Annotated in this window: 30 protein-coding genes, 1 tRNA gene and 4 pseudogenes; 23 read left to right on the top strand and 12 right to left on the bottom strand. The window is 61.1% G+C overall.

Features of this window, described 5'->3' with window-relative positions; all coding sequences use genetic code 11:
• Window positions 1-17 precede the first annotated feature (17 nt).
• The 4 genes from pcsA to ACMYR2_RS08635 all read left to right on the top strand — a co-directional run bounded on the left by pcsA (window position 18) and on the right by ACMYR2_RS08635 (window position 2,862).
• Window positions 18-752, top strand: a complete 735-nt coding sequence (pcsA, locus tag ACMYR2_RS08650; protein WP_347264509.1) for a phosphatidylcholine synthase — start codon at window positions 18-20, stop codon at window positions 750-752.
• Window positions 749-1,474, top strand: a complete 726-nt coding sequence (locus tag ACMYR2_RS08645) for a TerC family protein (RefSeq protein WP_347264510.1) — start codon at window positions 749-751, stop codon at window positions 1,472-1,474. Before pcsA ends, ACMYR2_RS08645 begins: the two co-directional genes overlap by 4 nt.
• Window positions 1,475-1,559: 85 nt before the next feature.
• The gene (locus tag ACMYR2_RS08640; RefSeq protein WP_347264511.1) at window positions 1,560-2,534 is read left to right on the top strand and encodes a quinone oxidoreductase; all 975 of its coding nucleotides are present in this window, start codon (window positions 1,560-1,562) and stop codon (window positions 2,532-2,534) included.
• 175 nt (window positions 2,535-2,709) lie between these two features.
• Window positions 2,710-2,862: a hypothetical protein gene (locus tag ACMYR2_RS08635; RefSeq protein WP_347264512.1), complete on the top strand. Its 153-nt coding sequence runs from the start codon at window positions 2,710-2,712 to the stop codon at window positions 2,860-2,862.
• Between the two features lie 5 nt (window positions 2,863-2,867).
• Here ACMYR2_RS08635 and ACMYR2_RS08630 read toward each other — a convergent pair whose 3' ends face one another.
• From ACMYR2_RS08630 to pxpB, 3 genes are read right to left on the bottom strand one after another with little or no spacing between them, the layout of a single operon-like run.
• Window positions 2,868-3,635: a 5-oxoprolinase subunit PxpA gene (locus ACMYR2_RS08630; protein WP_347264520.1), complete on the bottom strand. Its 768-nt coding sequence runs from the start codon at window positions 3,633-3,635 to the stop codon at window positions 2,868-2,870.
• Window positions 3,636-3,661: 26 nt separating this feature from the next.
• The gene (locus ACMYR2_RS08625; protein WP_347264513.1) at window positions 3,662-4,699 is read right to left on the bottom strand and encodes a biotin-dependent carboxyltransferase family protein; all 1,038 of its coding nucleotides are present in this window, start codon (window positions 4,697-4,699) and stop codon (window positions 3,662-3,664) included.
• Window positions 4,696-5,430, bottom strand: a complete 735-nt coding sequence (pxpB, locus tag ACMYR2_RS08620; protein WP_347264514.1) for a 5-oxoprolinase subunit PxpB — start codon at window positions 5,428-5,430, stop codon at window positions 4,696-4,698. Before pxpB ends, ACMYR2_RS08625 begins: the two co-directional genes overlap by 4 nt.
• Before the next feature lie 135 nt (window positions 5,431-5,565).
• Between pxpB and ACMYR2_RS08615 the strand changes: the two genes are divergently transcribed.
• On the top strand, window positions 5,566-5,976 hold the full coding sequence (locus ACMYR2_RS08615) for a cupin domain-containing protein (protein ID WP_347264515.1): 411 nt from the start codon (window positions 5,566-5,568) through the stop codon (window positions 5,974-5,976).
• A gap of 20 nt (window positions 5,977-5,996) precedes the next feature.
• On the opposite strand, the gene ACMYR2_RS08610 is transcribed toward ACMYR2_RS08615, so the two are convergent.
• The 4 genes and pseudogenes from ACMYR2_RS08610 to ACMYR2_RS08595 all read right to left on the bottom strand — a co-directional run.
• Window positions 5,997-6,374, bottom strand: a complete 378-nt coding sequence (locus tag ACMYR2_RS08610) for a DUF2147 domain-containing protein (protein WP_347264516.1) — start codon at window positions 6,372-6,374, stop codon at window positions 5,997-5,999.
• Between the two features lie 542 nt (window positions 6,375-6,916).
• Entirely contained in the window at window positions 6,917-7,357 is a 441-nt protein-coding gene (locus ACMYR2_RS08605; RefSeq protein WP_347264517.1) for a hypothetical protein, read from the bottom strand.
• Between the two features lie 239 nt (window positions 7,358-7,596).
• Window positions 7,597-7,728, bottom strand: a complete 132-nt coding sequence (locus ACMYR2_RS08600; RefSeq protein ID WP_416193982.1) for a hypothetical protein — start codon at window positions 7,726-7,728, stop codon at window positions 7,597-7,599.
• A 216-nt stretch (window positions 7,729-7,944) separates the two neighbouring features.
• A pseudogene (locus ACMYR2_RS08595) lies at window positions 7,945-8,280 on the bottom strand (IS481 family transposase); the annotation flags it as partial.
• A 35-nt stretch (window positions 8,281-8,315) separates the two neighbouring features.
• On the opposite strand from ACMYR2_RS08595, the pseudogene ACMYR2_RS08590 reads away from it, so the two are divergent.
• Window positions 8,316-8,639 (top strand): annotated as a pseudogene (locus ACMYR2_RS08590) (Ti-type conjugative transfer relaxase TraA); the annotation flags it as partial.
• Window positions 8,640-8,649: 10 nt separating this feature from the next.
• Here ACMYR2_RS08590 and ACMYR2_RS08585 read toward each other — a convergent pair.
• Together ACMYR2_RS08585 and ACMYR2_RS08580 are read right to left on the bottom strand one after the other, a co-directional pair.
• Window positions 8,650-9,257 (bottom strand): annotated as a pseudogene (locus ACMYR2_RS08585) (IS630 family transposase); the annotation flags it as partial.
• Between the two features lie 277 nt (window positions 9,258-9,534).
• Window positions 9,535-10,038: a hypothetical protein gene (locus ACMYR2_RS08580; RefSeq protein WP_416193981.1), complete on the bottom strand. Its 504-nt coding sequence runs from the start codon at window positions 10,036-10,038 to the stop codon at window positions 9,535-9,537.
• A gap of 173 nt (window positions 10,039-10,211) precedes the next feature.
• Between ACMYR2_RS08580 and ACMYR2_RS08575 the strand changes: the two genes are divergently transcribed.
• The 6 genes and pseudogenes from ACMYR2_RS08575 to ACMYR2_RS08550 form a co-directional block, all read left to right on the top strand.
• Entirely contained in the window at window positions 10,212-10,439 is a 228-nt protein-coding gene (locus ACMYR2_RS08575; RefSeq protein ID WP_416193980.1) for a helix-turn-helix transcriptional regulator, read from the top strand.
• Complete coding sequence (locus ACMYR2_RS08570; RefSeq protein ID WP_416193979.1) at window positions 10,429-10,695, top strand: hypothetical protein; 267 nt, start codon at window positions 10,429-10,431, stop codon at window positions 10,693-10,695. The genes ACMYR2_RS08575 and ACMYR2_RS08570 overlap by 11 nt, the downstream gene beginning before the upstream one ends.
• An 85-nt stretch (window positions 10,696-10,780) precedes the next feature.
• On the top strand, window positions 10,781-11,029 hold the full coding sequence (locus tag ACMYR2_RS08565) for a type II toxin-antitoxin system Phd/YefM family antitoxin (protein ID WP_201096464.1): 249 nt from the start codon (window positions 10,781-10,783) through the stop codon (window positions 11,027-11,029).
• Window positions 11,026-11,487, top strand: a complete 462-nt coding sequence (locus ACMYR2_RS08560; RefSeq protein WP_416193978.1) for a type II toxin-antitoxin system VapC family toxin — start codon at window positions 11,026-11,028, stop codon at window positions 11,485-11,487. Before ACMYR2_RS08565 ends, ACMYR2_RS08560 begins: the two co-directional genes overlap by 4 nt.
• The gene (locus ACMYR2_RS08555) at window positions 11,484-11,861 is read left to right on the top strand and encodes a recombinase family protein (RefSeq protein ID WP_416193977.1); all 378 of its coding nucleotides are present in this window, start codon (window positions 11,484-11,486) and stop codon (window positions 11,859-11,861) included. The genes ACMYR2_RS08560 and ACMYR2_RS08555 overlap by 4 nt, the downstream gene beginning before the upstream one ends.
• Window positions 11,849-12,517: pseudogene (locus tag ACMYR2_RS08550) on the top strand (recombinase family protein); the annotation flags it as partial. The gene ACMYR2_RS08555 and the pseudogene ACMYR2_RS08550, both read left to right, overlap by 13 nt.
• A gap of 567 nt (window positions 12,518-13,084) precedes the next feature.
• Here ACMYR2_RS08550 and ACMYR2_RS08545 read toward each other — a convergent pair.
• A tRNA-Ser gene (locus ACMYR2_RS08545) sits at window positions 13,085-13,174 on the bottom strand.
• A gap of 562 nt (window positions 13,175-13,736) precedes the next feature.
• On the opposite strand from ACMYR2_RS08545, the gene ACMYR2_RS08540 reads away from it, so the two are divergent.
• The 5 genes from ACMYR2_RS08540 (at window position 13,737) to ACMYR2_RS08520 (ending at window position 18,133) form a co-directional block, all read left to right on the top strand.
• The gene (locus ACMYR2_RS08540; RefSeq protein ID WP_347262924.1) at window positions 13,737-14,033 is read left to right on the top strand and encodes a PilZ domain-containing protein; all 297 of its coding nucleotides are present in this window, start codon (window positions 13,737-13,739) and stop codon (window positions 14,031-14,033) included.
• 158 nt (window positions 14,034-14,191) lie between these two features.
• The gene (locus ACMYR2_RS08535) at window positions 14,192-15,040 is read left to right on the top strand and encodes a septal ring lytic transglycosylase RlpA family protein (protein WP_347262923.1); all 849 of its coding nucleotides are present in this window, start codon (window positions 14,192-14,194) and stop codon (window positions 15,038-15,040) included.
• A 122-nt stretch (window positions 15,041-15,162) separates the two neighbouring features.
• On the top strand, window positions 15,163-16,404 hold the full coding sequence (locus ACMYR2_RS08530) for a D-alanyl-D-alanine carboxypeptidase family protein (RefSeq protein WP_347262922.1): 1,242 nt from the start codon (window positions 15,163-15,165) through the stop codon (window positions 16,402-16,404).
• On the top strand, window positions 16,404-17,096 hold the full coding sequence (gene tmk / locus ACMYR2_RS08525; protein WP_347262921.1) for a dTMP kinase: 693 nt from the start codon (window positions 16,404-16,406) through the stop codon (window positions 17,094-17,096). The genes ACMYR2_RS08530 and tmk overlap by 1 nt, the downstream gene beginning before the upstream one ends.
• The gene (locus ACMYR2_RS08520; protein WP_347262920.1) at window positions 17,093-18,133 is read left to right on the top strand and encodes a DNA polymerase III subunit delta'; all 1,041 of its coding nucleotides are present in this window, start codon (window positions 17,093-17,095) and stop codon (window positions 18,131-18,133) included. The genes tmk and ACMYR2_RS08520 overlap by 4 nt, the downstream gene beginning before the upstream one ends.
• 40 nt (window positions 18,134-18,173) lie before the next feature.
• Here the strand turns inward: ACMYR2_RS08520 and ACMYR2_RS08515 are convergent, their stop codons facing one another.
• Window positions 18,174-18,602, bottom strand: coding sequence for a hypothetical protein (locus ACMYR2_RS08515; protein WP_347262919.1), 429 nt, complete (start codon window positions 18,600-18,602; stop codon window positions 18,174-18,176).
• Between the two features lie 37 nt (window positions 18,603-18,639).
• Here ACMYR2_RS08515 and metG point away from each other — a divergent pair, with 37 nt between their 5' ends.
• The 5 genes from metG to ACMYR2_RS08490 all read left to right on the top strand — a co-directional run bounded on the left by metG (window position 18,640) and on the right by ACMYR2_RS08490 (window position 22,647).
• Window positions 18,640-20,286 carry a methionine--tRNA ligase gene (gene metG / locus ACMYR2_RS08510; protein WP_347262918.1) on the top strand — a complete coding sequence of 549 codons (1,647 nt, stop codon included), beginning with the start codon at window positions 18,640-18,642 and terminating at the stop codon, window positions 20,284-20,286.
• 15 nt (window positions 20,287-20,301) lie between these two features.
• The gene (locus ACMYR2_RS08505; RefSeq protein ID WP_347262917.1) at window positions 20,302-21,093 is read left to right on the top strand and encodes a TatD family hydrolase; all 792 of its coding nucleotides are present in this window, start codon (window positions 20,302-20,304) and stop codon (window positions 21,091-21,093) included.
• Window positions 21,090-21,893, top strand: a complete 804-nt coding sequence (locus tag ACMYR2_RS08500) for an MBL fold metallo-hydrolase (protein WP_347262916.1) — start codon at window positions 21,090-21,092, stop codon at window positions 21,891-21,893. Before ACMYR2_RS08505 ends, ACMYR2_RS08500 begins: the two co-directional genes overlap by 4 nt.
• Window positions 21,894-22,064: 171 nt before the next feature.
• Window positions 22,065-22,391 (top strand): YnfA family protein, encoded by a 327-nt coding sequence (locus ACMYR2_RS08495; protein ID WP_347262915.1) that lies wholly within the window; start codon window positions 22,065-22,067, stop codon window positions 22,389-22,391.
• Window positions 22,392-22,509: 118 nt separating this feature from the next.
• Complete coding sequence (locus ACMYR2_RS08490; protein WP_416193976.1) at window positions 22,510-22,647, top strand: hypothetical protein; 138 nt, start codon at window positions 22,510-22,512, stop codon at window positions 22,645-22,647.
• A 53-nt stretch (window positions 22,648-22,700) separates the two neighbouring features.
• On the opposite strand, the gene ACMYR2_RS08485 is transcribed toward ACMYR2_RS08490, so the two are convergent.
• On the bottom strand, window positions 22,701-23,348 hold the full coding sequence (locus tag ACMYR2_RS08485; RefSeq protein ID WP_347262914.1) for a TetR/AcrR family transcriptional regulator: 648 nt from the start codon (window positions 23,346-23,348) through the stop codon (window positions 22,701-22,703).
• 294 nt (window positions 23,349-23,642) lie between these two features.
• Between ACMYR2_RS08485 and ACMYR2_RS08480 the strand changes: the two genes are divergently transcribed.
• Window positions 23,643-23,987: a carboxymuconolactone decarboxylase family protein gene (locus ACMYR2_RS08480; protein ID WP_347262913.1), complete on the top strand. Its 345-nt coding sequence runs from the start codon at window positions 23,643-23,645 to the stop codon at window positions 23,985-23,987.
• Window positions 23,988-24,029: the final 42 nt, after the last annotated feature.

The raw sequence follows: 24,029 nt of genomic DNA, 5'->3' as shown, positions 1-24,029 counted from the left end.
GATAGCAGAATGTGCAAATGAGCCAACCAAGCCGGCAGGACCCGCTACCCGGACCCGAAGCGTCGCGCACCGCCGCGCTCCTGGTCCATGTTTTCACGGCGACGGGGGCCGGAATTGCGCTGCTCGCGATGCTGGAAGCCGTGCGTGAGCACTGGGCAGCCATGTTTGCCTGGCTGGGTCTGGCGCTCCTCATCGATGGCCTGGACGGACCGATGGCGCGGCGGCTGAATGTCCAGGCGGCGCAACCAAACTGGTCCGGTGAGATACTGGACCTCGTGGTCGACTTCCTCACCTACGTATTCGTTCCGGCCTATGCCATCACCGCGAGCGGCCTGTTGCTTCCGCTCGCCGCGCCTTTGCTGGGCGTCGGCATCGTGATCAGCAGCGCGCTTTATTTCTCCGACCGCCGGATGAAGACAGCGGACAACCACTTTCGCGGTTTTCCGGCGCTCTGGAATGCCGCGGCGTTCTACCTGTTTCTGCTGCGTCCGTCGCCGATGGCTTCGACCTTCGCTATCGCGGCGCTCATCGTGCTGACCTTCGTACCTCTCAAGGTTCTGCACCCCGTACGGGTGAAGCGGTTTCGCGGTTTCAATCTGTCGCTGATCGCGGTATGGGCTGCGCTTGCAATGACGACCGTTGCTCACGATTTCAATGTGGCGATGCCGGTCACGGCCGTGCTTTGCGCCATCGCTTTCTACATCGTCTGCGGCGATGCCGTGATCCGTCTCCTGAGGCCAGAAAATCAATGATCGAACTGCTGACCAGCCCGGAAGCATGGGCTGCGCTCGTGACGCTGACCGCGCTCGAGATCGTGCTGGGTATCGACAACGTCATTTTCCTGTCGGTGATCGTTTCGCGGATTCCGCCGAAGCAGGCAAAGCGCGCGCGCCAGGTCGGCCTTGCGCTGGCCGTGCTCTTCCGCATCGCGCTGCTGAGCGTGCTGGTCTGGCTGATCGGCCTGACCACGCCGGTGTTGACGGTGCAGGACTTCGCATTCTCCTGGCGCGACATCATCCTGATCGGCGGCGGGCTGTTCCTGATCGCCAAGGCCACGCATGAGATTCATGGCGAGGTGGAGGCGCGTGAACACGAGGCGGACGCCACACCGAAACCACGCGCGTTTCTTTTGGTCATCGTGCAGATCATCATCATCGATCTGGTGTTTTCTCTCGACTCCATCATCACGGCGATCGGCATGGCGAAAGATCTCGAGATCATGATCGCGGCCGTGATCATCGCATGTTTCGTCATGTACCTGTCGTCGGGGCCGGTGTCCCGGTTCGTCAGCGAGCACCCGACAACCAAGATGCTGGCGCTGGCGTTTCTGGTGCTGATCGGGGTCGCGCTCGTCGCGGACGGCTTCCATTTCCACATCCCGCGCGCCTACATCTACTTCGCGATGGCGTTCTCCGCGTCGGTGGAGATGTTCAACGTCCTCGCCGGGCGCAATCGCAAGAAAGCGAGCCGCTGAGCTTGCCTTGAAGCGGTTCGCTGGTTGACAATACCAGCCCTATGGCTTTCGCTCTCCTTGATGCACATTGCAAGGAGAGGGGACAATGACCAGGGCGGTACGCGTTCATCAGGTCGGCGGTCCCGAGACGCTCGTCTATGAGGCCGTGGACCTGGCTGCGCCGCAGCAAGGCGAGGTTCGCATCAGGCAGCATGCGATCGGCCTGAATTTCATCGACGTGTACTATCGCAGCGGGCTCTACAAAACGCCGGCCACCCCGTTTATCGTGGGCAATGAGGCCGCCGGCGAAGTCGTTTCCGTTGGACCGGGCGTCACCGATTTTCACCCCGGAGACCGCGTCGCTTACTACTTCGATCTCGGCGGCTATGCGACCGACCGCAACATCCCGGCGGACCGGCTGGTTAAACTACCCGACCACATCACCTACGAGCAGGGCGCGGTGCTGATGCTCAAGGGACTGACCGTCTGGTATCTCCTGCACAAGACCTTCAAGGTCGAGCACGGCCATCGCGTGCTGATCCATGCCGCGGCGGGCGGTATCGGGCTTCTCGCCTGCCAGTGGGCGAAGGCGCTGGGCGCGAACGTCATCGGTACCGTCGGGTCAAAGGCCAAGGCGGACCTTGCGCTGGCGAACGGCTGTGATCACGTCATTCTTTATGAGGAGGAGGACTTCGTCGCGCGCGTCAAGCAGATCAGCCGCAACGAATTGTGCGACGTGGTCTATGATGGCGTCGGCAAGACGACGTTTCCGGGCTCGCTGTCCTGCCTGCGACCGCGCGGACTGTTCGTCAGTTTCGGCAACGCGTCCGGCCGGGTGCCATCGTTTCCATTGGTCGAACTTTCCCATCACGGTTCGTTGTTCGCCACGCGCCCGAAGCTGAACGATTATATAGCGACGCGCAGGGAGCTTCTTGAAGGCGCCGACACGGTGTTCGCCGCCGTCCTCACCGGCAGCCTGCACGTTCAGATCAATCATGCCTACGCGTTGAAGGACGCGGCGAAAGCCCAGACCGACCTCGAAAGCCGCCGGACGACGGGGGCCATCATTCTCAAGCCCTGAAAGACCGCCTCGCGCATCCGTAACCGCGAACAGAATTTCTCCGGGGCAGGGGACGAGGAGAATTTCCGTCCGGATATCCGGAAAATAGAAGAATCCTATCGCTATTTTCGTCACCGATCTTGCCGCCGACCGGAACCGTCGTTCATTGTAGCGCGCGTTGAGCCGGAGACCGACGATGCAACAACCATCCGACGACACTCGCGTAACCGTCAACGCGCGTGGCCTGACCGAGCAAACAGTGTTGCGGCTCCAGACTTTCGCGCTCTATGGCTCGCTTGCGCTGATCGCGGCCGTGGTATTCGGCTCGCTCGCCATCCATCCGTTCTGACGACATTATTTCATTGCCCTGAAGGGTGCGACGGCGATGCCGTTATCCTTGAGCGCCTGGCGCACAGTGCGCGCGATACCGACCGCATCCGGCGTGTCGCCATGAATGCAGACCGTATCCATGCGCATCCTGATCGCCTTGCCGGTAATTGAGATCACCTCTCCGGATTGGATCATTTTCACGACGCGGCGAGCGATATCGTCAGCATCATGAAGCACCGCGCCAGGCTTGCGCCGCGACACCAGAGATCCGTCATCTTCATAGGAACGGTCGGCGAACACTTCATGCGCCAGCGACAGGCCAGCGGTTTCGCCAGCCGCCACGAGACGTGAGTTCGCAAGCACCACGAAGACGAGACCGGGGTCGACGGCTTTGATCGCGGAGGCGATCGCGCGCGCGGTCGTGTCATCCTCGCAAGCCGCATTGGACAACGCGCCATGCGCCTTCACATGCGTGACCCTGTGTCCGGCCATTGTGGCGATGGCCTGGAGCGCGCCGATCTGGTACGCGACGAGGTTTTCGATTTCCCTCGACGCGAGACCTGCGATCGGCCGCCGCCCGAAGCCGTGCAGGTCGCGATAGCCGGGATGCGCGCCAATGCTGACACCGTGCGTTCCGGCAAGATCGACTGTCTTCCTCATTGTGTCAGCATCGCCCGCGTGAAAACCGCAGGCGATGTTGACGGACGTCGCGAGTTCGATCATTGCAACATCATTGCCCATCGGCCAGACGCCGAAGCTTTCGCCAAGATCGCAGTTGAGATCGATCGTCATGGTTCGTCCGATATGACGCGGGGCCTTCATGGCTCCAGGGGCGGCCAAGTCTGCCACGTCCCGCTGTCGAATGCATTCACCGCGGTTCCAGCGATATTGGCGTTCCGCAAAGCATCGCTAATGTCGGTATTGCACACCTCTCGCACACGGTCGGGTAGCGTTCGCAACAGATCCGCCATGGCGCGCGCTTCAGTCTGCGCTTCGGCGATGGTGACCGCCCTGAACCGGAAACCGCGGCCGACGGGAATCTGGGCGAAACGGCCGATATCCGCTGTCATGACCGTTGCGATCTTTGGATAGCCGCCGCTGGGACCGCGATCCGGCATCAGGACGATCGGCTGTCCGTTGCCGGGGACCTGAATGCTGCCGTTCACGGTGCCATCGGAGACGATGTTATGGCCGTGAAGATGTTTGATGATCGGGCCTTCAAGGCGGTAGCCCATGCGATCGCTCGTCGCCGTGATTTTCCACTCGCTGTCGAGAAACAGTCCTGTAGCCTCGCCGAACTCATCGTCTTGCGGACCCATCACGACGCGGATCGGGCCGTCGTCCCGGCCGGGAAGTTCGATTCGACGCTCAGTCCCGGTGGTCGCCGCCTCCACATCAAGCACGTCGCCAGCCTGTAACGGTCGGGGAAACGGACTGCCGAGACCAGCGCGTGCATGAACGGCAAGGCTGCCGAACATCGGCTCGCCCTTCACTCCGCCTTCGATCGCAAGGTAGCTGAACATGCCGTCGCGTGCCGCGCCGAGTGTCAGCCTGTCGCCGCCGACGAGCGTGCGGGATTCGTTGAACGAAACCGGGCGTCCGGAAACGTCAGCATCCCGCGCCGCTCCCGTGAGCGCAACGCGCACCTTGCCTTCACGAACAGTGAAGCCTGTACCGAAGGGGCCGATTTCAATCGCAGCCGCGAAGGACGAATTGCCGACCAGACAGTTGCCGATAGCCAGCGCGAAACGATCCACCGCGCCGCCTGACGTCAGCCCATAACGCTGCGCTCCGTAGCGGCCGCCATCCTGAACCGAGGTCGCGGGTCCAACAGCCGTGGCGGCAAGCTTGCTCACGGTGTCACCAACTCCGCGACCCACTCGCCGCGCGCGGCGGCGCGCTCCTGTTCCGCGAACTGCTTGCCGTCGACCGCGTAGAACGTGATGGCGTCTCCGGCTTCGAGCAGGAAAACAGGATCGCGATGAAGCTGATAGGTGCGCACGGCGGTTCGTCCCAGCAGACGCCAGCCGCTGGGTCCCGCAAGGCACTGGATGCCCGCCTGAAGACCGCCGATGGAGATCGTGCCCGAAGGCGTCAGCAGGCGCGGACTTTGCAGCCGCGGTATCTGCAGCGAGCGGTCGAGACCGCTCAGATAGGACCAGCCCGGCGTAAATCCGATCATGGCGACACGGTAATCGCCAGCGACATGGCGCGCCACGATATCGTCAGGCGTCATGTTCAGCGTCTTCGCGATATCTTCCAGATCGATGCCGTGCTCGCCGCCATAGGCAACGGGGATTCGCCAGCGGCGGGCGGGAGTTTTCGGAGCGACAGGCAATCGCGCGAGCGCCGACAGGCGTTCCGCAAGTTCCGTGAAACCAATCCGAACAGGATCGTAATGAACGAGCAGCGATCGATAGGTCGGCACCGTTTCCGTAACGCCCTCGATCGGGTCCTCCGCGAGCGCGCGATCGAGCGCAAGCACGCGGTGGTTGGCCAGCTCATCGATGATGCGGCCGAATTCGACCGTGACGGCGGCATCGCCGCACGGCAGCAAGCGAGGAGGGGCTAGGGGCGGCGCAGCCATGACCGATGACAGGTTTCACTCGTGACGGATGACAGACAGAACGTTTCAGGCACGGAGTTGACATGAAGGATGTATGCAATTCCAATGGATTCTTGATGGCGGCGCGCGGCGTGCGCAGCAACCCGGGAGGTCAGAATGGATATTCATCAGGCAGGTTCGCGACCGGCAAAACCTGGACCCGGCGAGTATTTTTCCGGCGCGGTTTCGGTCGAGCCGATCATCGCCAGCGTGAACGCGCCTTCGCGCGTCCTCGCCGCGAGCGTCGCCTTCGAGCCGGGCGCGCGCACCGCATGGCATACCCATCCCCTCGGCCAGACGCTGTATGTGGTTTCCGGCGTCGGGCTGGTCCAGACCGAGGGCGGGCCGATCCGCGAAATCCACACCGGCGACACGGTATGGTTTTCACCGGGCGAGAAGCACTGGCACGGGGCGGCGCCGACGAGCGCCATGACTCACATCGCGGTGCATGAAGCCCTGGACGGAAGCGCCGTGACCTGGATGGAGCAGGTCACGGACGAGGAATACGCCGGCAAGGTCAGCGGCTGAGGGCATTAAGCTCGACCATTTCATAAACTCTGGTTGAGCCGGGTCCAGGTTTGCCCGCCGCAGAACATGCCGCCGAACGCGCAGCCCTGCACGCGCAGACGATCATTGCCTTTCATGGCGACGGTGGAGCTGTAGGTGCTGCCGCTGTTCGGGTCGTAGATCTTGCCGCTCCACTTCGAACCGTTTGGCTTCATGTTGATCAATATTTTCTCTTTGTTCCGGCCGGTTCGGGAATCCACGGAGTATCCGCACAGGTTTTTGCCGCACGCCTCGATCCGGACGCGACCTTCCTTCTTTTCGGTGACCCACATGCCGAGAGGGCCAACCGGTTCAATGGCACGAGGCGATGTCTCGACCGTTTCCGCCGCGGCCGGTGCGTGGGCCGCCACCGTTTTCATGTCCTGACTCGGGACAGGCGGAGCTGCCACGACAGGCTGGGCAGGCGCTGCGGTTGAGGCGGACGGCGTAGAAGCCGTTATCGAAGGCGAGGGCTGTTGCACGGGAGCCGGCGCGGACACGGGATCAGCGGAGGCCGGGACAGAAGCCGGCGCGGACGCTTGCACGGGCGCTGGGGGCGGCGTGCTCGGGGAAGAGGGGGGCGTCTCAGCGGCGTCGGCCTGAGGGTCGTCAGAATCTGCGTCGTCAAACCGTTTGCGTTTCGAGTTGTACACGCCAGGGATCGAGATCGAGATGCAGGACGGGGAGTCGCATCCCCGCGGGGCATGGATCCGCACGGTGCGCCCACCGATATCGAATGAAAAATTCTCGCCCGCCTGGGCGGTCGAGAGGGTGAGTAACAAGGCCGCGGCGACACCGAGCGCTTTCATGGGATCCACTCCGGTTCGGATTTTCATCTCGACCTTAGCCACGCGGAGGTTTCCGGAATGTGATCTAAATCACTTCCACCACGTCCATGAAGGAAAGTTTCTCCTTCAGCCAGCTATTCGCCAGCGCTCTGAGCGGATTCTCCCCCCGCCATCTGACTTCGTAAAGCTTCGAAGCGCTCGCGGGCGGCGCGCTCGCGGTCATCGACAAACTCGATCGCGGCTTCTTTTGTCATCGGACCGCTGACGAGCGGGTAGGAGCTTTCCCCGATCGTTTCATCAACAAAGTAATCGCCGTTGTCGCCGCGGCGTGTGCTCCACTTGAATCGGACAGCGGTGAGGGGGCCGGGACCATACCTGGTGTAGGTTTCGGCCTGCGGCGAATCCGCAGAGTCGGGCGGAACCGTCGCCGTTTCCCCGGCCGGTTCGAATGCTGCTTGTTCCGCCGATTCAGGCTCGGGCGCGGCCTTCGCGTCTGCTTCGCCCGATACATCCGGCTTGTCGATGAAACTCGCAATCGCCGCGAGAGCGTGGTCGGTCGGGTCGTTTTCGCTCAACTGCCTGTCCCCGTGTTGAGACGGGGACGGCACGGACGCCAGTTACAACGCGTCCGTCCCCATACGCATCGGAGCGCATGTATCCGGGCGCAAATGGGCGGTTTTTTGTCTATCCGGAAACACTTTTCTGTAAGAAGACAAGTTCTTACATATCATATACGTAAAGCATTTTTTGCTGAAATCACTTGAATGAACGGGGCATTTCCGCGCGGCCATCACGAACGCGGATGCCCGCGCGCTCAATCCCCTTTCGCGATTTCTTTAGGCGTCTCATCCTCTTCCCGGATTTCCTCCCGGATCGGAGGATGAGATCGCACGTAGCGATAGCTGGCATAAAACAGCACACCGCAGCCGATGATCGCGCCAAACATCAAGAGGGGCATATGTTCTTGCCTCCAACAGCAACAAAGCAAACTTGCTCATCGCAAGATTCTGCGCCGTCACCCGCAACGGTAAATCGCGGATAACGGCAAGCACAATATTGGCGCTCGCACGCTCCGGCGCGAGATGCCGAACTAAATTATTTTGGCGCGGGCTGGCGCGGCGGGGAGGCTTTACTGTGTGCCCACGTAACGCGCCTTCGGTCAGCGATGGAATGACGAGCGCGTCAGGTGCGGGATGACGTCCTTCAGTGCGACGAAGACGTCGTCCAGGGGCAGGCGGGCCTGCACGCGCAAAGCGACGATCGCAGCCTCCTCGATGCTCGAAAGGACGGAGCTTCGCTGGTGCTTTGGACCCATCGGCTCGTCCTCGACCGTCTGACGGAGCCGCCACTTCCTCACGGTCTTCTCGTTGATACCGAAGCGCCGCGCGAGCTCCGCAGCTGAAGCCTGCGATCGCTGTAGCTCCGTTCGAACGGCGTGCGTGGTCGTGGCGCTCCCGTGAAGAACTTGGCCCGTAGTGCGTCCCTCTCTGACAACGATAATGATACGCCATCACACTGTGGGACTAAACAACTAGGGAATTGCAGGAGGCGCGCCAGCGGTTCGAGGAGGTGCGCCCCTACGGCTCGCATGATGCCGAAGCGGCCTACAAGAAGAACCCGGAGCTTGCGACGGTGGCGGCGTCAGGCAACACGCGGCGCGCCATCCGCGCCCTGCAACTGGAAACCGAGCTACGCACCGATCCCGGCCTGCGCGCCGACCGCTTCGTGGAACGCTGGCAGAACCTTAGCCAGAGTAGCCAGCGCCAATATGCGGCGGGCGACTATTCCGGCTACAAGGCTGCGCACTCACAAATGGGCGACATGGCGAACAGCCTGCAACGCGACCCGCAGCTAAAGCATGATGGCATTAAGTTCGATATCCTGAATTTTTGAGGTAGTTGGCACATTCCTCGGAGGTGAAGGCATTGAGTGCGTGGCCGATTGCGGCGCAGACCGCATCGACGGTTCGCGCGGCGGCTTTTCGGATGAGGTGCTTGAGCTTGGCAAAGACCTGTTCGATCGGGTTCAGATCGGGCGAGTATTTTGGCAGGAAGAAGAGTTTGGCGCCGGCCGAACGGATGAGTTGACGAACTGCTTTGCTCCGGTGGCTGCCAAGGTTATCCAGGATGACGATATCGCCGGGTCGAAGGACGGGCAGAAGAACCTGCTCGACATAGGCGCGAAAGCTCACGCCATCGATCGGCCCTTCGATGAACCATGGCGCATCGATCCGGTTATGGCGCAGGGCCGCCAGGAAGGTCATGGTCTTCCAGCGTCCGTGGGGAACCTTGGCGTGAAGTCTGCGCCCGCGTGGCGCCCATCCCCGCAAGGACGCCATATCGGTCCTGGTCCAGGTCTCGTCCTGGTCCAGGTCTCGTCGATGAAAACCAGCCGCTCAGCTTCGACGCGACCTTGATACTTTGTCCATTGTGCTCGCCGCCGCGCGACCGCGGGTCGATCGCGCTCTCCAGCCATGCTGGCCTCCTATCCAGCCAGCATGGTGAACCAGAAACACACTGATTTGGGAATCCAAAATCGATTCAACCTAACCTCATCCCGCTCTAGAATCGCTCCTCGCAGGTCGAAGGAAAGACCTCGGCATCGGCGGTGACTTCGATGCAGGCATGGGCATCGGTAAGGACCTCGCCCTCAGTCATGGCCTTGGTCTGGGCCGGGGGATCGGGCTGTAGATCAGCGGCATCAGAAGCGTTGATTTGACGTCGGCGGGATAGCTGAAAGTCCGAGCTTATCGTCACCTTTGCGCGGGCGGCAGATCGTCCCAACGGATGCGCAGGAACCGGCCAGTTCGCTTTGGCAAAAGTTTTCGGTCGATCATCCGCCCAGCGACCTGAAATTCCTCGTTGATCTTGACCACAAGCAACTTGCTGAAATGCCGCGTCGTATCCACCACAACCACGTCTTTCGTCTTGAACGGGGTTATGGTCTTGATCTCGACGTGATCGTTCCCGAGCCTGCCGTCAGAACCCTGCGCATAGGTCTTGTTCAACTCGATGCCGTAGGTGATTGCGCCAAATAGCTCGCCGATGTCGCCATAGACGGAGAGATGCAGCCCGGTTTCGTGGTGATAGCTCTCGGCAAGGGAAATCAAATCTTCAAAATAGGGGATGATCGAGCGTTTCGCGTTCGGGTATTTTGCGCGCCACTCTTGGTAGCGCAGTTGCTCGTCGATTTCGGACCATGTCACCCATTCTCCGTCGTCGTAGAACGCACGATCTGCCCAGTCGATTTCCTCCAATTCCGTGCATCCTTCATGCTTGCCTGTAAGATTCCAGATTCTATGCCCATCCTATTTACCGCTGTATCTTCGCCGTAGCACGACGACAGCTAAAACTCTATTGCACAAAGGCAATTCCTTCTTCTGTCTGGCTCAATCGCGATCAGAAACAGCCAACAGGAGGCAGCGTCGCCATGCGTCAACCAGACCGTATCATCCGCTTTGACACCGTTCGTGCCCGCACCGGCCTGTCGCGCTCCACCATCTACCGCAAGATCGCCGAAGGCACGTTCCCGGCCCAACTGAAGATCAGCACCAACGGTGCTGGTTGGCGGGAATCCAACATCAACCGCTGGGTTGCCGATCCCGCCGGGTGGCGGCAGCGCTCACACAACGAGTTCGGCTTCCCCGATGACTATTGATCGCAGGAACGACGACAGGCCCGAGGCGGCATCCCGTTCCCGGCACGACAAACGCCCGCCCACGGCATCGGAACAGCTTGAGGAACTGCTGGGCTATCCGTGGCCGTTCCTCGGCAGACCGCCCAAGCACGACCTCTCCACATGGACCGTTACCGACGACTGGCCAGATCCCGTTCCGGTCACGGAAGCCGAGATAGAGGTGTTCGAGCGATGGTTCGGCGACCTGTTCGATGAGTTACTCGGCCCCGGCGGCTGATGCTCCCGGCGTCGAAATCGGCGTTGAAATCCGCCCTTCAATGGATTATATGTAGTCACATATGTCTACATATGTGAGGCGCAACATGCTGACCATCAACCTCCGAGACGCCAAGGCCGGATTTTCCAGCCTCGTTGATGAAGCCGTCAAAGGAGAGATCGTGACCATCACCCGTCATGGCAAGCCCGTTGCGGCCCTGGTTTCGGTCGAGGCGGCGGAGATCGCGCGCAAGGCGCTCGACCGCAAACGGGCGGGCCTTGTCAGCTATCTCAGGACGTTCCCAGGCGGAGAGTTCCCGCGCAACCGCAAACCATCGCGGGATGTCGAGCTTTGAGCGGCTTCCTTCTCGACACCAACGTCGTCTCCGTGCTGGCGCCGTCGAAGTCGGAAGCATCCGCTGACTTCCTCACCTGGCTGGACCGCATGGACGCCGATGGACGGCTATTTCTGTCGGTCGTCTCCATCCATGAGATCGAGAAGGGAATCGCGCTCCTCGACCACAAGGGGGCAACGGCGAAGGCCGCGAGCCTGAAAGCATGGCTCAGTGGCCTTGTCTCCACATACGATGACAAGATCATTGGCTTCGATGCGCAGGCCGCCGCAATCGGCGGGCGGCTGGAAGCAAAGGCGCTTGCGGCCGGTCACGACCCCGGCATGGCGGACGCCGTGATTGCCGGGACCGCCGCAGCGCATGAACTCGTCATCGTCACACGCAACACCAAGCACTTCCTGCCATTCGGTGTCGCCGTGTTGTCGCCTGACGAGGCTGCCGCACAAGGAGGTCCGGCATGACCGCTTCCACAATCTCCATGCGCGCCGCTCTCTACCTGCGCGTCTCGACGGCGCGGCAGGCCGAGCATGATGTCTCGATCCCCGATCAGAAGCGGCAGGGCGAAGCCTATTGCGAGGCGCGGGGCCTGCAACTGGTCGAGACCTTCGTGGAGCCGGGGGCATCGGCCACCAACGACCGCCGCCCCGAGTTCCAGCGCATGATCGAGGCGGGCATATCGAAGCCCGCACCCTTCGATGTCGTCGTGGTCCATTCGTTCAGCCGCTTCTTCCGCGATCACTTCGAGCTTGAGTTCTATGTCCGCCAGCTGGCGAAGAACGGCGTCAAGCTGGCTTCGATCACACAGGAAATGGGGATGACCCCATGCACGTCATGATGCGGCAGATCATGGCGCTGTTCGATGAATACCAATCCAAGGAAAATGCAAAGCATGTCATCCGGGCCTTGAAGGAGAATGCCCGGCAAGGCTTCTGGAACGGCTCCCTTCCTCCCATCGGCTATCGAACCATCGCCGCCGAGCAGCGCGGCGCGAAGGTCAAGAAGAAGCTGGAGATCGACCCGCTTCACGCCGACACGGTGCGGCTGATCTACCGGCTGGCCCTGCATGGTGACGGCGGGACCGGCCAGATGGGCGTCAAGAACATCGTCAGCTACCTGAACCGCAACCGCATCTTTACCCGCGATGGCGGGCGTTGGGGCATCGGCCAAGTTCACCGCATCCTGACCCGCCGCACCTACATAGGCGAACACGAGTTCAACAAGCGGACCAAGACCAAGGAATTGACGCCGGTCAGTGAAATCGTGATGGTTCCCGTCCCGCCGATCATCGACCGTGACACGTTCGACACCGTGCAGAAACTGCTCAAGGCCCGCAATCCCAAGGTCACGCCCGCCGCCGTCACCAGCGGCCCGACCATGCTGACCGGCCTGATTCATTGCGCCAAGTGCGGCGGGGCCATGACCATCCGCACCGGCAAGGGCGGGCGCTACCGCTATTACACCTGCTCGATTAAAGCCCGGCAGGGACCGACCGCCCGCGAGGGCATGGCGGTGCCGACGGATAAGCTGGATGATCTGGTCGCCAGCCATCTTGAAAACCAGCTTCTCCGACCCGAGCGGCTGGAAACCATCCTTGCCGTCGTCCTCGACCGGCGGGAAGAACACGCCGAGCGCCGCCGCGAGCATATCGCCGAGTTGAACAAGCGCGCCACAGAATCGGGAATGCGGCTCAAGCGCCTCTATGACGCCATCGAGTCGGGCGTCGCCGATCTGGACGACCCGGCGCTGAAAGACCGCATAGACGGTCTCAAGGCAATCCGGGATCAGGCCAAGGCCGACGCCGAACGGGCCAGGCCATGCTCCAGAACTCAGGCCAGAAGGCCGTCACGCCGCAGATGCTGCGCACGTTCGCCAGGAATACCCGCCAGAGCATCCGGCGTGAAGGAGGAGGGGGGCTATCGCCGCGACCATCTGCGCGCGCTGGCTCAGCGCGTCGAGGTCAATACCGGTGAAGTCAGGATCATGGGATCGAAATCCCGGTTGCTTCAGGCGCTGGTGTCGGGCGGTGGCGTAAACGCAGTGCCCACTCAGGGACTGAAGTGGCGGAAGGGGTGGGATTCGAACCCACGGTGGGCTTGCACCCACGCCGGTTTTCAAGACCGGTGCCTTAAACCACTCGGCCACCCTTCCAACTCAGGAACTTCGACCGATTAGAGTCTGTTTCAACCGCGTCAAATCAGACTCGCCGCTTATCTTTTTGTTTGAGCATGATCTCTTCCGAAAACCGGGTTCCACTTTGCGCTGGCGCGGCCCTCCGGGTCGGGATCATGCTCTAGCGTACACCCCGCCAGAGTGCAATTGCAGACGGAGTGGTTGCTCGAAACCAGCGTCGAACACACTGATAGCGGAATGAAAACCGTGAGGAGGCCGTGCCTCCTTCAGCGGAACGGCAACTCCGTAACGAAAGACCCTACAGAAATATACTAAATTATAGATCTGGATCTTAAACCGCTCCCCACATTCCTCCTGTATCCACCTAGAGCCTTTCCGTTTCTGATGGAATCCGCGCGGAAATCAGAAGCGAGACTCGACGACCTCTTGAGTTGGCGCTCTTCGTTGCGGCCCGCTATCCACCTTGCTCGAAAACGTCATAGGATTGGCCCGAGATAGAATCATTCCAGCGGCAAATGCGGCGTGTCGTTCGGATGACGGCTATGGTGACACCATATAATGAGACGCAGACGTACAGGCCATGAACTCCCCAACTGACGACCGCCGCAAACATCCGCGCGTCGAGATCGACGAACCGGCCTACATTTCGGTGGGCGGTTTCAGCATGCGGTGCCGACTGTTGAACGTATCTCAACAGGGAGCCGCCCTTGAAGTCCCCAATCCCGCCTCTGTCCCATTGAGTTTCCAACTCATGACCGAAAAGGATCGAGTGATTCGAGGCTGCCGGGTCATCTGGACCAAACAGAACCGGATCGGAGTTGCGTTCGATCAACCCACGACCGAAGCGGTCTCCGAGGCCCCCGGTCGCAACTCTTGATTTACTACTCGTTTTGCCCCTGCGTCTCGTTACCGTATTTCCGCCGTCTTTGCGCTGCGATATGTTCACGACTTGGTATGGTCATGACCGTATCATGATCATGCTGACTGGCGCTGTGAAGTGGGGCAGTCCCGCCAGGGATCGGGTCTTGGGGACGGATGGGGAAATCAGGTTCAGATCGAATCCGGCTTGCTGCGCGCGCCTTAGCCGCCGCGGGCGTATGTCTGATGCTCGCCAATTGCGGCTCATCGAGCAAGCTCAGCCGGATTGACCCGAAATACGGCGTTTCGAGCAGTCCTCGGGTGGTTACCTCGGGCGAGACGGTGCCAAAAGGCGGCGGGACTTACCGGGTCGGCAAGCCCTATACGGTCGCCGGACGGGTTTACGTTCCCCAGGAAAACACCAAATACAAAGCCGAGGGACTCGCGTCCTGGTATGGCGATGCCTTTCATGGCCGCCTGACAGCCAACGGCGAGGTTTTCGACATGACTTCGCTGTCTGCCGCGCACCCGACCCTCCCGTTGCCGTGCTATGTCCGGGTTACAAACCTCGGCAACAGCAAATCCCTGGTCGTCCGCGTCAACGATCGTGGGCCGTATCATAGCAACCGCCTGATCGATGTCTCAAACAAGGCGGCCGAATTGCTGGAATTCAAGCGAAATGGCGTCGCGCCGGTGCGGGTCGAATATGTCGGACGCGCGCCGCTTGAAGGCTCCGATGATCGGCAGTTGATGGCAACCCTGCGAACGGGCGTGCCCGCGCCGTCGCCGTCAACCGTCAGGGTCGCCTCGGCGCGGCCGTTTGTTCCTGAACTCCGGCCGTCGATCGGCGAAACCTCCGCGTCCGGCCGCCTCCCGGCGCATCGGCAGGAATCCGAAGGTCCGCGAGAGGTTGCATACGGTGAGGGTGAGGGTGATGTTACGGGCCGCGTCCGCCCGGTCGCCGCTTATGCGCCGGCAGACCAGAGCGGGCCGAGCGAACTCTTTTCGGGCCGAGGGCTTTATTAAGCTAACCCCCGCTCACATCCCGAGCGAAGCCTACCTTGATTTTATCCGGCCGCTTCACGCGCGCGGCCCCATGTTGTTCACGATCACCCCAACTGATACAAGGGTCTGCCCGGGACCGTATCATGACAACCAGATCTTCCACGCACGACAGACGCGGGGGGCTTGCCTGGCGCGGTCTGGTGGCCGCCGCCGTCCTCACGATCAGCCTCGGCGAAATCGTGCTGGCCGCCAACAACAGCGTCCAGGGGACGAAGAAAGAAGACATCTACGAAACCAGCGCCCCGACCGCTATTCTGCTCGAAGCCAAAAGCGGTAGCGTACTCTTCGAGAAAAACGCAGACGAACTGCGAGCACCGTCCAGCATGATGAAGCTGATGACGGCGGAAGTCGTTTTCAACGCCATCACAAAAGGCGAGATCAAGCTGACGGACGAGTACGTCATCAGCGAGAACACCTGGCGAAAGGGCGGGGCGCCTTCCGGCGGATCAACGATGTTCGCGGCGATCAATAGCCGTATCCCTGTCCAGGATCTCCTGCGCGGCGCGATCATCCAGAGCGGAAACGATTCCTGCATGGCGCTTGCGGAAGGCATCGCCGGCGACGAAAGCGCCTTCGCGGACAAGATGACGGCGCGAGCGCGGGAATTGGGCATGAACCGTTCCACCTTCGCGAATTCCAGCGGCCTGCCACATCCCGACAACAAGATGACCGTTCGGGAGCTTGCGGCGCTGGCGCGCCACATCATGCTGACGTACCCGGACTTTTACACGCTGTTCGGAGAGCGTGAATTCACCTGGAACAAAATTCGTCAGTCCAACCGCAACGCGCTTCTGGCAGCGATGGACGGGGCTGACGGGCTGAAGACCGGCTACACCAGGGAGGGGGGATACGGCCTGGTCGGCTCGGTGGTTCAAAACGGCACGCGGCTGATCGTGGTCGTGAACGGTCTTGAGAGCGCCGACGACCGGCTGGCCGCAGCCAGAAAGCTGCTGGAATGGGGTTTTCGAAATTTCGAGACCCGGACCCTGTTCGCCGCGGAACAGCCGATCGGTTACGCCAAGGTATTTGGCGGCGATAGCGGCTCCGTTCAGGTTGCCGTATCGGACCCGGTCCAGGTCATGGTTCAGAAGAACGGCGGCGACAGGTTGGTCGCGCGCATCGTCTATTCCGGGCCGGTCCGCGCGCCGATCGCGCCGGGCCAGCCGATCGGCGTCGTCAGGGTCTGGCGAGGCAAGGAAGTAGCGGTCGAGATGCCGGTTCATGCCACGAAAGCGGTTGGCGTCGGCTCGACCATGCGCCGCGCGTTCGATGGAGCGATCGAGCTTGTCGTCGGGACGGTGCGCTCAGGCGCCGCGAGACTCTGATGGTCCAGGCCACGCCCAAAGCCGACCCGCAGCGAGGGCGCTTCATTACTTTCGAGGGCGGGGAGGGATCCGGTAAATCCACTCAGATCAGGATTCTGGCCGAACGTCTTCAAGCGGAGAAGCTGCGCGCCATCGTCACGCGAGAGCCTGGAGGATCGCCGGGAGCCGAAATCATTCGACACCTCGTCCTGTCGGGCGTGGGCAAGCTGCTCGGCGCCGACGCCGAAACCTTACTGTTTGCGGCAGCCCGCGATGACCATGTTCACGCCGTCATCAAGCCCGCGCTGGAGCAGGGCATCTGGGTGCTCTGCGATCGGTTTGCCGATTCCACCCGTGTCTATCAGGGTCAATTGGGAAACGTGCTACCCGGCGTTCTGAACGCGATGGAGCGGGTCACGATCGGAGATCTCAAGCCCGACCTGACCGTGATCCTCGATGTTCCCGTCGAGGTCGGCTTGCAGCGCGCGGCCGCTCGCCGTGGCAGCGGCGCGCCGGATCGCTTCGAGGCTGAAGATGTCGCTTTTCACCGCAAACTCCGCGACGCCTATCGCGCGATCGCCGCGAGCGATCCGCAACGCTGCGTCGTAATCAATGCCGACGCCGACCTCGACACGGTGGCCGCGAGAGTATGGGCCGCTCTGCACGACCGCGCGCTGACGGCTGACACCGCCACGAAAGCCTCACGCGCATGATCGCCCGCCCGGCCTCCACGGAAACGCCATTTCCGCATCCGCGCGAAACCACCGCGCTTTTCGGCCATGGCGAGGCGGAACGAACATTGCTCGACGCCTATCGCAGCGGCCGCATTCCGCACGCGTGGCTGATCGGCGGCGCGCCGGGGATCGGCAAGGCGACACTGGCCTATCGGATGGCGCGATTTGTGTTCGCTCATGCCGATCCCGTTACTCCGCAGGTGCAGTCGGCCGAAACGCTCCAGTTGGACCCGACGCACCCGGCTGTACGCCACGTCGCGGCCGACACGCATGGCGGCCTCCTGACGCTGGAGCGGACGCCCAACGAAAAGGGGGTCATGCGCACGGTCATCAGCGTCGAGCAGACGCGGGAGACCATCGCCTTTTTCGGATCGACCGCGACCGGGAACGGGTGGAGGGTGTGCATCGTCGATCCTGTGGACGAACTCAATCCCAACGCCGCCAATGCGCTGCTCAAGGTGCTTGAGGAGCCGCCGCACCGGTCGCTGTTCTTCCTGATCAGCCATGCTCCGGCGCGGGTATTGGCGACGATGCAATCACGATGCCGCAAGCTGATGCTGCGCCCGCTGGCGGCGAGCGATGTGATCCTCGCGGCCGCGGCAGCGGCAGGGATCGCGCCCGGCGATGCGTCCTTGCAGGAAGCCGCGGAAGCTGCCGAAGGAAGCGTCGCGCGGGCGCTGGCGCTTCTGGGAGGCGGCGCGCTGAAGCTCCATCAACGCACGACGGCGTTGTTGAACAACCTTCCGCACGTCGACCCGGGCGAACTCCACGCGCTCGGCGACGCCATCAGCGGCAGCGATCGCGCCACGCTTGGCGCTTTCGTCGACAGCGTGGACCGCTGGATCGGCGAGCGACTCCGCATCGGCGATGCGAACGCCGATCTTCCTCGTCTTGCACGGCTGGCGGAGGTATGGGAAAAGATCAATAACGCCGCGCGCGAGACGGAGACCTATAATCTCGAGCGAAAACCGCTGGTTTTTTCGGTGTTCGGGCTTCTCGCAGAAGCAACGCGGTAAAAACATTCCGCTCATGATTGTTCTCGACCTCCAGCCTGCTTCATAAGGAATTTGTGGTGGCTCCCGCTAAAAAGAAAACGGCCAAGAAACCTCGCGTGAAACGCCGCAAGCCGCGTTCCACCACCACCGGCCGTAGCCCGGCAGCCAAGACGCGCAGCAGGACGGCGGTTAAAAAGACCGCCAAACGCAAGAACAAGGAGACGAGCACGAAGGCGACGACGAAAGCGCGCGCGCCGAAGACGGCTAAAAAGGCGGCAAAGAAAAAGACAGTCAGGAAAGCGATCGGGAAGACCGCCCGGAAAACCGTCAGGAAGGCGGTTAAAAAGCAGCCGGCGACAAGAACCCCGAAAAAGGTCGCGACCAGGAAGACAGCGTCGAAGAAGGTAACGCCAAAGAAAGCCGCGACGAAGAAAGTTACGCCGAGGAAGGTTGCGCCGAGGAAAACCGCACCGAAGAATGCGACGCCCAAAACGGCTGCGCCGAAGCGATCCGCTACAACGCGTCCGGTGAAAAAGACTAAGCCGCGAGCCCCGCGCAAGGTTGGCGCCAAGGTTGATACGACCGTCGATACGACCGCTGCATCGCTCCCCTCAAGTCCGACGTCATCGCACGCCAATACGTTCTATATCACCACAGCCATCGTTTATCCGAACGGCGCGCCGCACATCGGTCACGCATATGAGGCCATCGCCACCGACGCGCTCGCGCGTTTCCAAAGGCTCGACGGCAAGGATGTGTTCTTCCTCACCGGCACCGACGAGCACGGCCAGAAAATGGTGCAGACAGCGCAGCGGGAAAACATCTCAGCGCTTGAACTCGCCACGCGAAACGCGGAGCTGCTGCGGAAACTCGACGAAACGCTGCACATCTCGTTCGATCGGTTCATCCGCACATCGGAATCCGCGCACCATCGCTCGGTCCAGGAAATCTGGAAGCGCATGGCCGAGAATGGCGACATCTACCTGTCGAACTACTCCGGATGGTACTCGGTGCGCGACGAAGCCTATTACGCAGAGGACGAGACGGTCGTCGGCGAGGACAACGTGCGGCGTGGCCCGCAAGGAACGCCGGTCGAATGGGTGGAGGAGAAGAGCTATTTTTTCAAGCTCTCGGCCTATGAGGACAGGCTTCTTGCCCTGTACGAAAGCCAGCCGGACTTCATAGGTCCGGATTCCCGCCGCAACGAAGTCGTCAGCTTCGTGAAGGGCGGCCTGAAGGATCTGTCGATTTCGCGCACCACCTTCGACTGGGGCGTCAAGGTTCCCGACGACCCCGAGCACGTCATGTACGTCTGGGTCGACGCACTGACCAACTATATCACCGGCGTCGGCTATCCGGACGAGGACGAGAGCAACTGGCGCTTCTGGCCGGCCGACGTCCACATCATCGGCAAGGACATCATCCGCTTTCATGCGGTCTACTGGCCGGCCTTCCTGATGTCGGCGGGAATCGCGTTGCCGAAGCGGGTGTATGCGCACGGCTTTTTATTCAACCGCGGTGAGAAGATGTCGAAGTCGGTCGGCAATGTCGTCGATCCCTTCAGCCTTGCCGCGCAGTACGGCGTCGATCAGATGCGCTACTTCTTCCTGCGCGAGGTGCCCTTCGGACAGGACGGCAGCTACAACCACGAGGCGATCGTGGCGCGCATCAATGCCGACCTCGCCAACGACTTCGGCAACCTCGCACAACGCTCGCTGTCGATGATCGCCAAGCAGCAAGGCGGCGTTCTGCCGGAGCCCGGAGATTTCAGCGACTCCGACAAGGCCATCCTTGCACAGGCGGACGGCATGATCGCGATCGCGCGTGAGGCGATGAATGCGCAGCAGATCCATCAGGCCCTCAATGCCATCTGGTCCGTCGTCGCCGAAGCCAACCGCTATTTCGCGGGCGAGGCGCCCTGGGCCCTCGCCAAGACCGACCCGGCGCGGCAGAAGACCGTGCTGTACGTTACCGCCGAGGTCGTGCGCCAGATCGCGATCCTTGCTCAGCCCGCGATGCCTGCCGCCTGTGCGAAGCTTCTGGGCAGTCTCGGCATTCCCGCGGACGAGCGGAATTTTGCGACGCTTGGCGGCAACGTCCGCATCAAACCGGGTTCGGCCTTGCCGGCGCCGGTTCCTGTGTTTCCGCGCTATGTCGAACCGCCTTCAGCATGAAACCGTTAAACGCCGATGCTTGTCGACAGTCACTGCCATCTTGATTTTCCCGATTTCGCCGATGAACTCGACGCCGTGGTGGCGCGCGCTGAAGCGGCGGGGGTAGGGCGCATGATGACGATTTCGACCCGGGTGAGGGAGCAGGCGAAACTGCTCGCCATCGCGGAACGGTTTTCGAATGTCTATTGCTCGGTCGGCACCCATCCGCATCATGCCGACGAAGAGGACGGCATTTCGACCGACGAACTCACCGCGCTGACACGCCACCCAAAAGTCGCCGCGCTGGGAGAGGCGGGGCTGGACTATTTCTACGAGCACGGCTCACCAGAGGCGCAGGCGCGGGGATTCCGCGCTCACATTGCGGCCGCGCGCGAAACCGGCTTACCCTTGGTGATCCACACCCGCGAGGCGGACGAGGATTGCGGTCATATCCTTGAGGAGGAAATGACGAAGGGCGCGTTCCGCGCGGTGCTGCATTGCTACACGGGTGGGCGCGAACTCGCGATGAAAGCGGTCGCGCTCGGATTGTATGTCGGCTTCACCGGAATTCTAACCTTCAAGAAATCCGATGCATTGCGCGCGCTCGCCGCGGAATTGCCCTCGGATCGCATCCTGATCGAAACCGATGCACCGTATCTTGCGCCCGGCAAGTTTCGCGGCAAGCGCAACGAACCTTCTTATGTCGTGGAGACCGCGAAGGTGCTGGCGGACGTGCGCGGCGTTTCATTCGACGACATCTCGCGACAAACCACCGAGAACTTCTTTCGGCTGTTCTCCAAGGTACCGCATCCGGACGCCGCCGCATGACGCTGACGCTGACCGTTCTTGGCTGCGGTTCGTCCGCCGGCGTGCCACGTCCGGCAATGGGCTGGGGCGCCTGTGATCCGGCGAATCCGAAGAACCGCCGCCGCCGCTGCTCCCTCATGGCCGAGCGCACCTCGGAGGAGGGCACGACCCGCGTTGTGATCGACACCTCGCCTGACCTGCGGGAGCAATTGATCGACGCCAATGTCGATCATATCGATGCAGTGTTCCTGAGCCACGAACATGCCGACCAGACTCACGGAATCGATGACCTCCGCTCCGTCGTCCTGCATCAGGGCCGGCGGATTCCGGTGTATCTCAACAGGTCCACCGCTGTGGATGTCATGCAGCGTTTTGCTTACTGCTTCGAGACACCCGAGGGCAGCTTCTATCCGCCGATACTCGAACAACGCTCGATTGAAGCGAGCGAAAGCCGGACCATCAACGGCAGCGGCGGCGCGCTCACATTGTCGGCCTTTCTGGTGCAGCACGGTCAGATCACGGCGCTGGGCTATCGGATCGGCGACGCCGCCTATACGCCGGATCTTTGCGACATTCCGCCGGAAAGCTGGCCTGCTCTGGAGAATCTCGATCTGTGGATCGTCGATGCGCTACGCTACGCGCAGCACCCTACTCATTTCAGCGTCGCCGATGCGTTGTCGTGGATCGAGCGATTCAAGCCCAGGCGCGCCGTGATCACCAACATGCATTCCGACCTGGATTACGAGATACTGCGGCGGGAGCTTCCGGCGAATGTCGCGCCGGCGTATGACGGAATGCGTCTCACGATCGATACGGCCTGAGGGAAACCCGCTCGGACTGAAAGATGGATTTCACCGCTACTTTCAGAAAACTCACCAAGTATCGATGATTCCTCGATATATTTATCGACGCCATGATCGGATCGACGTCCGCTCCCGACGCGTGTTTCTTCGGAGAGGATCGGAAGCAGTCGTCCAGCAACACGGATCGAAGTGATCACACCTGCTGCATATGTTGGCGCCGCCATTGCGGAAATCGCCGGTTGCTTCGCATTCTGGGCCTGGTTGCGTCTCGGAAAGCCGGTCTGGTGGCTCGTGCCGGGAATGGCTTCCCTGGCGCTGTTCGCTTATCTGCTCACATTGGTGGACAGTGAAGCGGCAGGGCGCGCCTACGCAGCTTACGGCGGCATTTACATCGTCGCCGCGCTTGGATGGCGCTGGTCCGTGGAAGGCCTTAAGCCGGACAGGTGGGATCTCACGGGCGCGCTGATCTGCCTTGTAGGAGCCGCGGTCATCCTGTTCGGACCGCGCGAAATCTGAGTAAGCATCTGATCCTTCTATTTAAAAGCCTGACAGAAAAATACCGCCAATTAATATTCCATAATATACCTTATGCGAATAATACGGGAGCGTGTTTACCGTGCCGCAAGGAGCAAAGATGAAGCAGAAATCCAGGCCGGGCAAAGCGCCGGCAGACCAGATGCTGACGGATATTCCGGACACCCGAAAGACCGCCGCATTCCCCCGCGACTCAGGATCGCGCGGCTTTTCGCCAAATGCGAACGATCAAGAATAATCGTGCGGTCGCCCACCCGGTAGGACAAACGTGCCGGGTATCTGGTTTGCCCGTTAATGAGTCCGAGACGCGTTACGGATCAGCGAGACCGCCATCAGGCGCGCACGTTGAATGGCACCCGACCGAGGCCTAACTGCCGCAGTGACCAGACTGCCATCATATATGATGGAAAGTTGCTCAGCGATTTCCCTCGCTGCCTTGATTCCAGCAGCGGTAAGCATCCGTACGAACGTATCGCGCACCGCCAATTTGTGAATCCGAACCCAGCGAGGCGCGGAGGAGTTCCGACCATTCTGCTCAATTGCGGCAACGACAAACAGGCAACCTCGGAAGGTCGATTTCGACGCAACGTCCAACAGCAAATCAAATACGTCGCTGATTTTTGATTCTAACGGGGCAGCCCGGATTTCTATTTTCCTTAGCCGTTCGAGAGAGGCCTTATGACGCGACTCGAGACAAGCCTCCACGAGATCGTCCTTGCTCGGAAAGACCGAATAGAATGAGGCTTTTGCAACCCCAGCCTGATCAATGAGCTTATTGATCCCCGTTTCGTGAATTCCTTCCTTAAAGAAAAGATCATCAGCCGTCGCGAGAACGCGCTCTCGAACACCAAGGGTTCGACGCTTTGACCTGTCAGTTCGCGATCTGCCACGAACCGCGCCGGGCAAGAGCTCTGCTTTCTTAGTATCTCTTACTCCCATCCGCCTATTTTCGCTCCGTAAAGAGGCGCTAAAGTCAAGTCCTCCGCTCAAACTACAGCGAACCCGTTAATCGTCGCCGGATAATCGCGCCCATGATTTGTACCCGTCAGATTCAACGGTAGCACGTATATTGCAAGCCACTGCTGCGTTCTGCCCACACCCTTCTTTCTGTCATGCGAAACGCTCATAATCTTGTTACCGCTGGACGCGCAGAAACGCTGTTGACAGTGGTCACTTATGCACTAGCATGGACAGACTTGTCTGTCTAAGTACACATCAAACTGGAGATTATGTATGCTTGATTGGGCGAATTTTCGGAATAAGTTGTCGGCACGCGTCGGCGAACTGCGCAAACTTTCACCTGACACCGTTGATGCCTATCGAATGGCTGGCGGCGCAGGCGCCAAGACGGGACATCTGGATGAAAAAACCCGCGAGCTCATCTCGCTTGCTGTCGCGGTAACGACGCGCTGCGACGGCTGCATCGCCGTTCACTCGGCGAAGGCGGTAAAAGAGGGCGCAACGCGCGAGGAAATTGCCGAGGCGCTCGGAGTTGCTGTTGCTATGAACACCGGGGCCGCTGTCGTCTTTTCTGCAAGAGTTCTCGACGCAGTAGATGCGGTCGAAGGCGCGCGATAAGCCGCTTCGATCCGTCCCGCCTCCACCCGGCGCGGATACCGG

This window comes from Nitrobacter sp. TKz-YC01 (assembly GCF_047824785.1).
In the GTDB taxonomy this organism is placed as follows: domain Bacteria; phylum Pseudomonadota; class Alphaproteobacteria; order Rhizobiales; family Xanthobacteraceae; genus Nitrobacter.
This window is presented reverse-complemented; position numbering and strand designations above follow the sequence as displayed.